Genomic DNA, 12,457 nt, shown 5'->3' on the forward strand with positions numbered 1-12,457 from the left:
ACCGTTAGGACCTTTCTTGGACACGTTCGCAATCGGAGATCAGGACTTCCTCCTGGATGATCGGCCGTTCCGCATCCTCTCCGGAGCCATCCACTACTTCCGGGTGCACCCCGATCTGTGGGCGGACCGAATCCACAAAGCACGGCTCATGGGGTTGAACACCATCGAGACTTACGTGCCGTGGAATGAACACTCTCCCGAGACGGGCGTCTTTTTGGCCGACGGTGGATGGGATCTCGGGCGCTTCCTGGACCTTGTGGCCGATTCCGGGATGCACGCTATTGTCCGCCCCGGCCCCTACATTTGCGCCGAATGGGACAACGGTGGGCTGCCGGCGTGGCTGTTCACCGACCCCACCGTGGGCGTGCGCAGCAGCGAAACCGGCTATCTTGCCGCCGTCTCCTCTTATATGGAGTCGGTCCTGGACGTTGTCGTGCCGCGCCAGATTTCCAACGGCGGCCCTGTGATCATGTTCCAGATTGAGAACGAGTACGGTGCTTACGGCAACGACAAGGCCTACCTGCAGCACATGGTTGACCTGTCCAAGCGTTTGGGTGTGGACGTTCCGCTGTTCACGTGCGATCAGCCGTTCGGGACCATGATCGAGGACGGATCACTGCCAGAACTCCACAAGACCGGAACGTTCGGATCGCGTGCTGATGAGCGGCTGGCTTTTCTCCGCGAACGGCAGCCCACAGGGCCACTGATGTGCGCCGAGTTCTGGAACGGCTGGTTCGACAACTGGGGAACGCACCATCACACTACCGACGCCGCTGCTTCCGCCGCCGAACTGGATGCGCTGCTGACCGCTGGGGCTTCGGTGAACATCTACATGTTCCACGGCGGGACGAACTTCGGGTTCAGCAACGGGGCGAACGACAAGGGCATCTACGAGCCCACCATCACCTCCTACGATTACGACGCACCGCTCTCCGAAGACGGACACCCCACGGCCAAGTACTTCGCGTTCCGTGACGTTATTGCCAAGCACTTCCCGGTTCCTGCCGAAGTGCCGGAGATTCGGGCTGCCGCTGCTGCTTCCGTGGCGGCCGTTTCCAGGTCCGTTCCATTGCTCTCTGTCCCGCCTGCTACGCAACTGGTTCCCGGCCCGGTTCCACCGGTGGAAATCACCGGGCATTACCGAGGCTTCTACCTCTACGAGGTGTTGCTGCAGGGCGGCGGAGTCTTGTCCTTCTCCGAGGTGCGGGACCGGGCACAGTTTTTCCTGGACGGAGTGCCTGTGGGGGTACTGAGCCGGGAAGCGGGCGAGCGCACTGTCGTCATCCCCCATGGAGGCCGCCTGCAGGTTCTTCTGGAAGACCAAGGCCGGGTGAACTACGGGCAGAGGATCGGCGAGGCCAAAGGACTGATCGGGCCCGCGTTGCTCAACGGCGTGGAGGTAGTGGACTGGGAAGTAGGCGCTATTGACCTGTCCCTGGATGCCTTCCGGGATGCCTCGTTGCCGTTTCCGGACGGCAACCTCGCCCACGCTGGCGTGGCCGGTCCTTCCATCTCCTTCGCCACCTTTGAAGCCGATGGCCCTGGCGACCGGTTCCTCCGCCTGGACGGCTGGACCAAGGGCAATGCCTTCATCAACGGCTTCAACGTGGGCAGATACTGGAGTCGCGGTCCGCAGCGCACGCTCTATGTGCCCGGTCCCCTGATCCGCGAGGGCGCCAACGAGCTCGCCATCCTGGAACTTCACGGAAGCGCGACGCGTGAGGTGAGTTTCGTCGTCGGACCTGACCTGGGCCCCGACGAAAAGTAACCCTCTCTCACATCCCAAGTGCTTGAGGACAACCTTCTCTCACATCCCAAGCCCTCCCCGCCGATCCTCTCTCACTTTCTTCAGAGGAGTGATAGAAGGTCCCGTTTTAAGGGCTGGAAAGTGATAGACGGTTCCGATTCAAGGGCTGGGGAGTGATAGAAGGTCCCGTTTTAAGGGCTGGGAAGTGAGAGAGCGTGGGGACGCAGAAGGGGACCGGCTGATGAGCCGGTCCCCTTCTGTGTGTTCAGCGACTGAAGTTCAGCGCGCGGGCGTCATTAGCCGCGGCAGAGCTCGCCGTACTTGGTGCCGGCTTCCTGGTAGGCAGCACCCAGCTCAGCCAGTTTGGCCTCGCGTTCGCTCTTCGCTGCCGCGTCCTTCGGTTCTTCCTTAGCCTGCTCGTCCAGGTACTCCAGGATTGCGGAGACAACCGGCTTCATGTCCGTGGAGGCCACGGACTCGATGGGGCGGATGGCGTTGGCCACGCGGATGGTGGCGGTCTGGCTAGCGTTCTGGGGAATGCCGGCGGCGGCGACACCGACGCGGTCGCAGGTTTCCGCGGTGGTCAGCTGCTGCTGGGCGGAACAGGCAGATGCCGAGGCAATGAGCCCGGCAGCGATCAGGACAGTGGTGAGTTTCTTCATGATTCCCTCAGTGGTCGACGTCCCTTTGATTGTAATCAGAGCAGGCGTCTCGCCCCGCATCGGCCCTCAAGCAAAGTTACAGGGCCGGTGTCCGGGGCGGAGCCGTCCGTCGTGAACCCGTGGCTTCGAAGGCTGCGGCCAACGTCAGCAGAGCCGTGTCGTCGTAGGCTCGCCCGGCGAAGGTGAGGCCTACGGGCATGCCGATATCCGCCATGGTTCCCATCGGCACAGTGACCGTGGGTATGCCCAGGTGCCTCGGGACGAGGTTGCCGTTGGCCACCCACACGCCATTGCGCCAGCCTAGGTCAGCGGAAGCAGGGTTCACGTCCATATCGGCAGGACCCACGTCCGCTGCTGCCGGGAACAGTACGGCGTCGAGTCCGAGCCCGTCCATCCACTCCTCCAAGTCCACACGCCGCGTTTCCTCAAGCCCGTGCACACCGTTTTCCAGCTCCGGGATCTCGGTGAACTGCGATACTCCGTGCTCGCGGACGTGCCCGGGATACTCAGCAATGTCGTCGTCAAACCCGGCGTACCGGTCAGGCAATGCGCCCTCCGGGTGCGGGAAGATTGCTGCGCCTTCCACATCTGCAAGGCTGCTCAGTACGGGATCGCCGTTGGCACGGAGGAAGTCGTCCCACGCCCAGGCGGAAAGGTCCACAATTTCACGCTTGAGGTACTCAGGGGTGACGAGGCCACGGGTGGCGATGGTGGGTGCGCCCGGGCGGTCGCCTTCGTAGTTTGAGACCACCGGGAAGTCCACCAGCACAACCTCAGCACCGGCCGCTTCAAGGTCCCGCTTTGCTGCCTCCCACAGGTCGATGACGGAAGCCCGCGTCTCGATGCGTTGCCCGGTGGGCCCGCCGATCCCCGGCTTGGTGCTGGTTCCGGCGTCCAGGTCTGCGTTGATGTACATGCGCGGCACTCCGAAGCGCTTGCCCCGCAACGCCAACCGTCCGGCGTCGGCGTCTTCCGGAGACAGAGCCAGGTACGACTCCGGACGGACCTCGGAAGACTTCGGGAGCTGAACCCAGGGCTGCGAGCGCCAGAAGTCGCCTCGGGTCTCGGCGTCGTCGGCCACGATCACGTCGAGCAGCTCCAGCATGTCCGCCATGGTGCGGGTGTGCGGGACCACTACGTCCATGGTGGGGACCAGCGGCCAGTTGCCGCGCACGGAGATAACGCCACGCGAGGGCGTGTACGCGCACAGGGCATTGTTCGACGCCGGTGCGCGGCCACTTGACCAGGTCTCCTCGCCCAGGCCGAAAGCTGCGAAGCTTGCCGCCGTCGCGGTGCCGGAACCGTTGGAGGAGCCGGAACCGAACGCTGCAGTCAGGAAGTCAGCGTTGTAGGGGCTTTCGGCGCGTCCGTAGACGCCGCGTTGCATGCCACCGTTGGCCATGGGCGGCATATTGGTGAGGCCCATCAGCACCGCGCCGGCATCCCGAAGGCGTTCGATGGTGAAGGCATCATGCTGCGCCACGAGATGCTCAAAAGCGGGCGATCCTGCCGCGGCGGTGAGCCCTTTGGCCAGGTAGCTGTCCTTGACTGTGTAGGGGATGCCGTCCAGCGGGCCCCGCACAGTCCCGTTCGCCCGCCGTTCGTCTGATGCCTTGGCGTCTGCTAAAGCGTCGGGGTTCATGACCACGAGTGCGTTGAGCTTGATGCAGTTGTGGTCGTAGGCCTCGATCCGGTCAAGATACGCCTGGGTGAGCTGTTCGCTGGTTACCTCTCCGGCTTCCAGCGCTGCCCGCAGTTGCGCAATGGAGGCTTCAACGACGTCGAAAGGAGCCACTATGCTGCACCTCCTGCGGACTGTGCTTCGCTGAGAAGCGGCTGCTGCTGCGTGATGCAGTGGATACCGCCGCCGCGGGCAAGGATGGGGCGTGCGTCTACGGTGACAACGCGGCGGCCGGGGTAGGCCTCGGCCAGGATTTCCGCAGCAAGCGAGTCGGCACGTTCTTCGCCGTACCCGCAGGCGATGACGCCGCCGTTGACCACGAGGTGGTTGACGTAGCTCCAGTCCACAAAGCCGTCGTCGTCGCGCAGCGTTTCCGGTGCGGGCAGCGGAACAATCTCGAACGGTTTGCCCGCCGCGTCCGTCTGGGTTTCCAGGAAGGAGTGGAGTGTGCGGCTGACCTCGTGGTCCGGGTGCTCCGGGTTGGTCTGGGAGTGCAACAGTATCCGGCCAGGGGTGGGGAGGGTGGCCACCATGTCGATGTGACCGCGCGTGCCCAGGTCCTCGTAGTCGCGGGTCAGTCCTCGGGGAACCCAGATGACCTTGGTGGCGCCGATGGTGCGGGCCAGTTCGGCCTCGACTGCTGCCTTGTCCGCATAGGGGTTCCGGCCCGGATCCAGCTGGACCGTTTCGGTGATCAGCACGGTTCCCTCGCCGTCCACGTGAATAGCGCCGCCCTCATTGACCAGGAGGGAGCTGACCAGTTCGGCACCGGACTTTTCCGCAACAAAACGGCCCATTCCGGCGCTCTTCTGCCATTCGGACCATGCGGGCGCGCCCCAGCCGTTGAAGATCCAGTCCACTGCGCCAAGCACGCCGGGGCGTTCATCATCCAGCACAAAGGTGGGTCCGACGTCGCGCATCCAGAACTCATCCAGCGGCGCTTCAATCTGCTCGATGCCGCTGCCCAGCATGCGGGCGGCCCTCTCGCGTTCGCTGGGGTCCACCACCATGGTGACCGGTTCAAATTCGGCCACGGCGTGGGCCACGGCAGTCCAGGCCGTGTAGGCCTCTTCGGCAGAGGTGACGTCGTCGCCAAGGGTCAGGCCGGGGCGAGGGAACGCCATCCAGGTGCGCTCATGCGGTGCGGTTTCGGCCGGCATTCTCCAAGCCATGGGTGACTCCTTCGTCTTCTTGCGCTTTGCTGCAATTTTCTTGTTGATCACACGATCAACAATGCTGAAAACGTAATCTAGACTGGTCCTTGATGTCAAGCACTCAACAGAAACGCGCCGTCCGTAAGTCACCGGCAGAGCGCGCCGCAGAAATCACCGAAGCCGCCCGCGAGATCGCACTCGAGGCGGGCCTCACAGCGCTCACGCTGCGCAATATCGCCGCCCGTGTAGGCGTCGCTTCGGGCCTCGTGGCGCACTACCAGCCCAATATGGACGCTCTCGTTTCAAGCACCTTCGCCAACATCGTGGCAGCAGAAACACAAGAAGTCGCGGGCTTGCTGAGCCAACGCCCCGGACCATCCGAACGCCTGAGCCTGCTGGTGGAAACGCTCCTGGACAACAGCAGGCTCGACGTCACCGCAATCTGGGTGGAAGCCTGGACGCTGGGTCGCCGCAATGAGACCCTGGCCGCTTCCGTCCGCGATCAGATGGATGCCTGGCAGAACGTCTTCCAGGGGGTAGTGGAGGAAGGAAACGCGACCGGAGCCTTCAACGTTACGGATGCCGCCGCCGTCGCATGGCAGATCCTCGGCATGGTGGACGGCCTGAACGCCCAAGCACTGGTCCGCTGGGACGGCGTCAACGATCGCGGCACTCATTTGGCCCACGCCGTGGAGGGCATGGTGGGCGCCGCACGAGGTTCCTTGGTGAGCAAGCAGGGCGCGTAAGCCAGCGAGCCAATGGCCCCGTCTTCGGGAGCCACGCCCGCTGCCCTAGGCTGGAGACCATGGCGATCATTCACAAGGCAACCCTGTCCCCGTCCAAGCTCGAACTCATCGCTGACTACCTCCCCAAGCAGCCCTGGTTCATCCAGGATGGTTCACCGGAGCTCATTGGCGCCTACCGCTTTGACGATCCCGCCGGCGAGGTGGGCCTGGAGACGCACGTCATCACTGCCGGCGAGCGCGTCTACCAAGTTCCCCTCAGCTACCGCGGCTACGAGCTGGCCGGCGCCGAAGAATGGCTCATCGGCACCATGGACCACTCGGTCCTGGGCAAGCGCTGGGTTTACGACGCCTGCGCCGATCCCGTCTACGTCAAGGTCCTCGCCACTGCCATCATCACCGGCCAGAAAGAGGCCGAGCTGATCGTCGACGGCGAGCCCGAGCCCCGCCCCAGCACTGTCACGGTGAAGGGCAGCGGAAAGCTCGACGACGTCGTCCCCGCCTTGAGTGCTTCGGCGCCGGTATCCGGGAGCGGCGTGACCATCATCGATGCCGGTGAGCTGCGGTTGAAGGTTACCCGGGTCCTGGATGTGGCAGCGGATGCATCGGCCAATACCGCTGCAGCTCCGGAGCTTCACGGGGACCTGATCCTCAATGGACAGTGGGCCGGGCTGGAGAACCCGGTGGAGCTGGCATCGGTGGTTCGGAACTAACCGTCGACGCCGGGGGCATCTGTTGGTCGCAGGTGCTGCGGCGTAGGCTGGCAAGAAAGTCGTCTAAACGTGAGAGGTTCAGCATGTATAAAGCGCAAAGCATCTTTCCCGCCGCCCAGGATCTTGCACGGGAGTGGGTAACGCATGCAACAGAGGGCAAATCCGCCCAAACAGATGCAGTGGTGAGGTGGGCTTTGGCCCGAATCAACCATGCCGACGTCCCTTCCGTGGTTCAGGGCGTAATGCTCACTCTGACCGGCAACAAGAAATCCGCCAAGGAAGCTAAACGCACAGCCACCAAGGCCGTTAAGAAGGCCACCGAGGCACTCAGCCGGAAGACCACCCAGCGCAGCTCCGGCCGGGCCATCTGGTTCACCGCAATTGCTGCTGCTCTGGTGGGTGCAGGCGCAGTGTTTGCTTGGCGCACGATGCTGCCTCCGGGCGAACCTGAGCCGGTCAAGCGGCCGGAAACCCCTGCCCAACCGCCGGTGCCCCCGGTCCCCTAACGCCCGGAAAGGCCCCGGACCTCTTCAGGTGCGGAAAGCGGCTAAGGTGCCGGGCCGTCGTCGTGCGGTTTTGTTCGCCTCCGCAGCGACGTCCCGGCCACCAGCCAATAAGCCCCGCCGCTGGCCAGCAGGAAACCGACCACGCCCAGGAAAACCAGCTGAGTAATGATCCCGGCGATAACCATGACGAAACCGGCCACAACGGCCAGACTGCCCAGAACGGTGCGCGCCACCGCACCACGTGGGCGGCCGGACTTCAGCTCATAAGCGAGATCGGGATCTGTTGACGCGAGATCCCGTTCCAGCTCTTCCAAGCTCCTGCGTTCTTCATCCGACAATGACATCGGAATTCCTCACCACACGAGCAGGCCGCCAACCGTGCGTCGATGCTCAGAACATCAGCACGAGCTCTGCTTGCCGTGCTATGCCTTCATTATCTTCCCGATGCCTCGTTCTTACCAACGGTCCTAAGCATGCTTACGATGGTAGGGCAGGATTCTGACGCACCAAGAGCACGGAACACCCAACCGCCCACTGGAAAGTTGAATTCCCATGGCACGACAAAGCGCTAAGAATGCACTGAGCACCACTGAAGCGGTTCCCAAGCGCCGCGGACCCCGTAGGGCGATGTGGCTTATTGCCGCCGGTCTCGTGGCCGGCATAGCGGGTGGAGTTTTCGGCTTCCGCATGCTGGTACCGCCGGGAGAGTCCGAGCCTCTCAGGGACCGTCGGCGGGATCCAAGCGGGGCTTCCAGGGTGGGAACGTCGCCATTGGATGCTTCGCAACCCCATGTGGAACAGCCGGCGGAGATCTTGGTCCCGGAAGAGCCGGTGGAAATCTCCACGAGGATGCGCCCGGGTGAATGGACCGAAGAGTCTCTGCTGGAACATGTTGAGGACTACAAGCAGCAGATTCGGGGCATGGGAGCCAAAGAGTCGCAGATTGTGGTCAACGTGGAGCGGACCGAAGCGGGTGCTGCCCGGGTACTGGTCAGCTGGGACAGGACTTTGCCGTAGGTCCGGGGAGCAAAAGGTTCCCGAAGGGCTAAAGGTTCTCGCCCTGCCGTGGCCGCCACACCACAACGGCCTGCGATCGTGCACGGGGTCGCTGTCCACGGGCCAGGCTGACGACGTCACCCGCCGCACCTGCCGCGAAAATCCGCGCGTCCACGGGTGAGCGGCGGCGCGACAACTCTTCCGTCAGCTCAGCTACCCGGTACTGCAGGGCAGCAACCTGGTTTTCGAGATCGAGGATGCGTTTAATGCCTTCAAGCGAGACGCCGGACTGCGAGAGGCGCTGGACCTCCCGCAGTTTGTTGACGTCGTTCTGAGAGTAACGGCGGGACTTGCCGGGAGCACGGCTGGGCGAAACGATGCCCAAACGGTCGTACTGGCGCAACGTCTGCGGATGCATGTCGGCAAGCTCCGCAGCCACGGAGATGACAAAGATCGGCTGGTTGACGTCGATAGCCATGACCGCCTCCCTATAACCGGGCCTTTGCGGCCAGATCGTTACGCGGGTTTGCATCGGTGGTTGCCGCAGCGAAAGCCTTGACAGCTTCCTCTGCTTCCTTGTTCAGGTTCTGCGGAACCGCGACGTCGATTGTCACCAGCAGGTCACCGGTCGCCTTGGACGTCTTCACCCCGCGCCCCTTCACACGGAGGGTGCGGCCTGACGGAGTTCCAGCCGGGACGCGAACCTTGACGGTGTCGCCGTCGAGCGTTGGCACCTCAATGGTGGCGCCAAGCGCCGCTTCCGCAAACGTGACGGGCACATGGATGCGGATGTTATCGCCGTTGCGGTGGAAAAAGTCGTGGGGTTTGACGCTCACCGTGATGATGAGGTCGCCGTTGCCGGCCGGGCCAGCGTTGCCCTTGCCGCGCTGACGGACTTTCTGCCCGTCCTTGATGCCGGCGGGAATCTTGACGTCGATCACGTTGCCGTTACTCTCACGCAGGCTCACAGTGGTGCCCTTGATGGAACCGGCAAACGAGATGGACGTGGTGGCCGTACGGTCCGCGCCCTTTTGCGGTGCACGCTGGAACCCGGTGGGGCCGGCTCCGCCGAAGCCACCACCGAACAGGTCAGCGAACTCCGGAGGGATGCCGCCGCCTGCAGGTTGACGGGCACCCGGCCCGCCGCCGAACAGACCGCCAAAGAGGTCCTCAAACCCGCCGTTGGCTCCTGCTCCCCCGCGCCCGGCACCGGCACCCGGAGCGAACCGGGCACCACCCATGGCGCGGATGGCATCGTACTGTTGGCGGTCCTCGGGATTGGACAACACCGAGTAAGCCTCGGAGATGTCCTTGAACTTCTTCTCCGCTGCAGCATCGCCCGAGTTCGTATCAGGGTGATGCTCGCGGGCTAGCTTGCGATAAGCCTTCTTGATATCCGCGTCGGACGCGTCCTTGGCAATACCAAGGATCGCGTAAAAATCCTTTTCAACCCAGTCCTGGCTGGCCAAGAGCGTTTCCTTTCGTTGGGAACGAGATGGCAGTTCGTGCCAATGTTTACTCAATCATTGTCACGAACTGCCATCTCGAGAGGGGTACTAGGCCGGAACCGCGACGATGACCTGAGCTGCACGCAGGACACGCTCGCCGGAGCGGTACCCGGAGCGCAGTACCTGGCTGACTGTGTCAACCTCGATGTCTTCGCCGGGCTGCTGGATGAGTGCCTCGTGGATGGTGGGGTCGAATTCGACTCCGGTATCTGCGATGCGTTCCAGTCCGTACGTCTTCAGCGCGTTCTCCAGCTTGGTGGCGATGGCGGCGAAGGGGCCGCCTTCGAGGTCACCGTGCTGGCGTGCGGCGTCGACGTCGTCCAGCACCGGGAGCAGGGAGTTCAGGACGCCGATGACGGCCATCTCTCCTGCTACGGCGCGGTCGCGTTCGACCCGCTTGCGGTAGTTGACGTACTCAGCTTGAAGGCGGAGGAGGTCGTTGCGGAGTTCCGCAGCCTGGGCTTCAGCCGCGGCACCGGAGGCTACCGATTCCTCGGCCGGCACCTCTACCCCGTTGAGGATTTCCTCAGCCTGGGAGAGGGCGTCGCCGTCCGTGGGAGCAGCGTTGCCTTCGGTGGGAGCCGCAGCTTCGCTATCAGGCTGACGTGCTTCGCCGGTCTCCGGGTCAACCTTGCGGTTGTCGCGAATAACTGGCTTACGCGGCTCGTTGCCTTCTGAGTGCTCTGCTTCGTTGCCGTGGTGAGGCATGACTACTTCTTCGCTTCGTCTTCGTCGATGATTTCGGCGTCGACGATGTCCTCGTCAGCAGCAGAACCCGTCTGCTCACCGGCAGGAGCACCTTCAGCGCCGGCACCCGGAGCGTCAGCTGCAGCAGCCTGCGAGTAGATGGCTTCGCCGAGCTTGGTCTGGGAGGCCTGGAGCTTCTCGAACGCAGTCTTCACAGCGGCGTCGTCGGTGCCTTCCAGCGCGGACTTGAGGGCGTCGACGTCGGCCTTGACCTCGGTCTTGACTTCCTCGGGCAGCTTGTCGTCGTTGTCGGCGATCAGCTTGTCCACGGAGTAGGCGAGCTGCTCTGCGGAGTTACGGGTGTCCGTAGCTTCGCGGCGGGCCTTGTCCTCTGCAGCGTGCTCTTCGGCTTCACGGACCATACGGTCGATGTCGTCCTTGGACAGTGCCGTACCGCCGGTGATGGTCATGGACTGTTCCTTGCCGGTGCCCTTGTCCTTGGCAGAGACGTGAACGATGCCGTTGGCGTCGATGTCGAAGGTGACCTCAACCTGCGGAACGCCGCGCGGAGCCGGAGCAATGCCGGTCAGTTCGAACGTGCCCAGCGGCTTGTTGTCGCGGGTGAATTCACGCTCGCCCTGGAAGACCTGGATGGCCACGGACGGCTGGTTGTCGTCAGCGGTGGTGAAGGTCTCGGAACGCTTGGTGGGGATAGCGGTGTTGCGCTCGATGAGGTGCGTCATGACGCCACCCTTGGTTTCGATGCCGAGGGACAGCGGGGTGACATCGATGAGGAGGACGTCCTTGCGCTCACCCTTCAGGACACCGGCCTGCAGTGCAGCGCCAACGGCCACAACTTCATCCGGGTTGACGCCCTTGTTGGGCTCCTTGCCGCCGGCGAGTTCCTTGACGAGCTCGGAGACAGCAGGCATACGGGTGGAACCACCGACGAGCACGATGTGGTCGATGTCCGAAACCTTGATGCCGGCTTCCGCAATGACGTCCTGGAACGGCTTCTTGGTGCGGTCCAGCAGGTCCTTGGTGAGGTCCTGGAACTTGGCACGGGTCAGCTGCTCGTCCAAGTGAACCGGGCCGTCGGGGGTGACGGACAGGTACTGGAGGGAGATGTTGGTGCTGGTGGAGGAGGACAGTTCCTTCTTGGCCTGCTCGGCAGCTTCACGGAGACGCTGAAGGGCGATCTTGTCCTTGGAGAGGTCGATGCCCTTGACCTTGAGCTGGCTCAGGAGCCACTCGACAACGCGGTTGTCCCAGTCGTCGCCACCGAGGCGGTTGTCACCGGCGGTTGCGCGGACCTGGATGGTGGAGAAGTTGTCTTCGTCTTTGCCAACCTCGAGGAGGGAGACGTCGAAGGTTCCGCCACCGAGGTCGAAGACCAGGATGAGTTCGTCTTCCTTGCCCTTGTCCAAGCCGTAGGCCAGTGCAGCCGCGGTGGGCTCGTTGACAATGCGGAGGACGTTGAGGCCTGCGATTTCGCCGGCTTCCTTGGTGGACTGGCGTTCGGCGTCGTTGAAGTATGCCGGAACGGTGATCACAGCGTCGGTGACCTTTTCACCCAAGTAGCTCTCGGCGTCGTTCTTGAGCTTCATGAGGATACGCGCGGAGATTTCCTGCGGCGTGTACTTCTTGTCATCGACGGCGACGTTCCAGTCGGTGCCCATGTGGCGCTTGACGGAAGCGATGGTGCGGTCGATGTTGTTGACGGCCTGGCGCTTGGCGATTTCGCCAACCAGGACTTCGCCGGACTTGGAGAACGCAACGACTGACGGCGTGGTGCGGCCGCCTTCTGCGTTGGCAATGACGGTGGGCTCGCCACCTTCGAGAACAGAGACCACGGAGTTGGTGGTTCCGAGGTCGATACCTACTGCACGTGACATATCTTGTTTCCTTTCAATGGCCGATGTTGGAGATTGCACCTGACAGCGGTCCGCTGGGCGGTCTACGTGCCGGAAGCCTGCTCAACAATCGGCTAGTTGAGCGTTCTGCACTCAACTGTACTCAGCCTCAGATTTAAGTCAATCCAAAGTTGAGTGAAGTACGCT

At 63.1% G+C, this 12,457-nt stretch carries 13 protein-coding genes; 5 read left to right on the plus strand and 8 right to left on the minus strand.

The features are described from left to right. Positions 1-16: 16 nt before the first annotated feature. A complete protein-coding gene (locus J7I86_RS13160) occupies positions 17-1,768 on the plus strand; it encodes a beta-galactosidase (protein ID WP_214820483.1) in 1,752 nt (583 codons plus the stop codon). A 275-nt stretch (positions 1,769-2,043) separates the two neighbouring features. Here the strand turns inward: J7I86_RS13160 and J7I86_RS13165 are convergent, their stop codons facing one another. The 3 genes from J7I86_RS13165 to J7I86_RS13175 form a co-directional block, all read right to left on the minus strand. Beyond that, complete coding sequence (locus tag J7I86_RS13165) at positions 2,044-2,409, minus strand: hypothetical protein (protein WP_214820484.1); 366 nt, start codon at positions 2,407-2,409, stop codon at positions 2,044-2,046. Between the two features lie 76 nt (positions 2,410-2,485). Continuing rightward, a complete protein-coding gene (locus tag J7I86_RS13170; RefSeq protein WP_214820485.1) occupies positions 2,486-4,204 on the minus strand; it encodes an amidase in 1,719 nt (572 codons plus the stop codon). After that, positions 4,204-5,262, minus strand: coding sequence for an agmatine/peptidylarginine deiminase (locus J7I86_RS13175; RefSeq protein WP_214820487.1), 1,059 nt, complete (start codon positions 5,260-5,262; stop codon positions 4,204-4,206). The genes J7I86_RS13170 and J7I86_RS13175 overlap by 1 nt, the downstream gene beginning before the upstream one ends. A 92-nt stretch (positions 5,263-5,354) precedes the next feature. Here J7I86_RS13175 and J7I86_RS13180 point away from each other — a divergent pair, with 92 nt between their 5' ends. From J7I86_RS13180 to J7I86_RS13190, 3 genes are all read left to right on the plus strand, one after another. Next, positions 5,355-5,990 carry a TetR/AcrR family transcriptional regulator gene (locus J7I86_RS13180; protein WP_214820489.1) on the plus strand — a complete coding sequence of 212 codons (636 nt, stop codon included), beginning with the start codon at positions 5,355-5,357 and terminating at the stop codon, positions 5,988-5,990. Between the two features lie 59 nt (positions 5,991-6,049). Next, the gene (locus tag J7I86_RS13185) at positions 6,050-6,700 is read left to right on the plus strand and encodes a CG0192-related protein (protein WP_214820491.1); all 651 of its coding nucleotides are present in this window, start codon (positions 6,050-6,052) and stop codon (positions 6,698-6,700) included. 83 nt (positions 6,701-6,783) lie between these two features. Then, on the plus strand, positions 6,784-7,206 hold the full coding sequence (locus J7I86_RS13190) for a hypothetical protein (RefSeq protein ID WP_214820493.1): 423 nt from the start codon (positions 6,784-6,786) through the stop codon (positions 7,204-7,206). 41 nt (positions 7,207-7,247) lie between these two features. Here the strand turns inward: J7I86_RS13190 and J7I86_RS13195 are convergent, their stop codons facing one another. Continuing rightward, on the minus strand, positions 7,248-7,550 hold the full coding sequence (locus tag J7I86_RS13195; protein ID WP_214820495.1) for a DUF3040 domain-containing protein: 303 nt from the start codon (positions 7,548-7,550) through the stop codon (positions 7,248-7,250). Between the two features lie 208 nt (positions 7,551-7,758). Between J7I86_RS13195 and J7I86_RS22875 the strand changes: the two genes are divergently transcribed. Then, complete coding sequence (locus J7I86_RS22875; RefSeq protein ID WP_286179738.1) at positions 7,759-8,223, plus strand: hypothetical protein; 465 nt, start codon at positions 7,759-7,761, stop codon at positions 8,221-8,223. 28 nt (positions 8,224-8,251) lie between these two features. Here the strand turns inward: J7I86_RS22875 and J7I86_RS13205 are convergent, their stop codons facing one another. The 4 genes from J7I86_RS13205 to dnaK form a co-directional block, all read right to left on the minus strand. After that, on the minus strand, positions 8,252-8,680 hold the full coding sequence (locus J7I86_RS13205; RefSeq protein ID WP_141280640.1) for a heat shock protein transcriptional repressor HspR: 429 nt from the start codon (positions 8,678-8,680) through the stop codon (positions 8,252-8,254). A gap of 10 nt (positions 8,681-8,690) precedes the next feature. Then, on the minus strand, positions 8,691-9,671 hold the full coding sequence (locus tag J7I86_RS13210) for a DnaJ C-terminal domain-containing protein (RefSeq protein WP_214820497.1): 981 nt from the start codon (positions 9,669-9,671) through the stop codon (positions 8,691-8,693). 87 nt (positions 9,672-9,758) lie between these two features. After that, positions 9,759-10,418 (minus strand): nucleotide exchange factor GrpE, encoded by a 660-nt coding sequence (locus J7I86_RS13215; protein WP_089596351.1) that lies wholly within the window; start codon positions 10,416-10,418, stop codon positions 9,759-9,761. A 2-nt stretch (positions 10,419-10,420) separates the two neighbouring features. Continuing rightward, the gene (gene dnaK, locus J7I86_RS13220; RefSeq protein WP_214820499.1) at positions 10,421-12,292 is read right to left on the minus strand and encodes a molecular chaperone DnaK; all 1,872 of its coding nucleotides are present in this window, start codon (positions 12,290-12,292) and stop codon (positions 10,421-10,423) included. Between the last annotated feature and the right edge of the window lie 165 nt (positions 12,293-12,457).

The organism is Arthrobacter sp. ISL-95 (assembly GCF_018613695.1).
Lineage (GTDB): Bacteria > Actinomycetota > Actinomycetes > Actinomycetales > Micrococcaceae > Arthrobacter.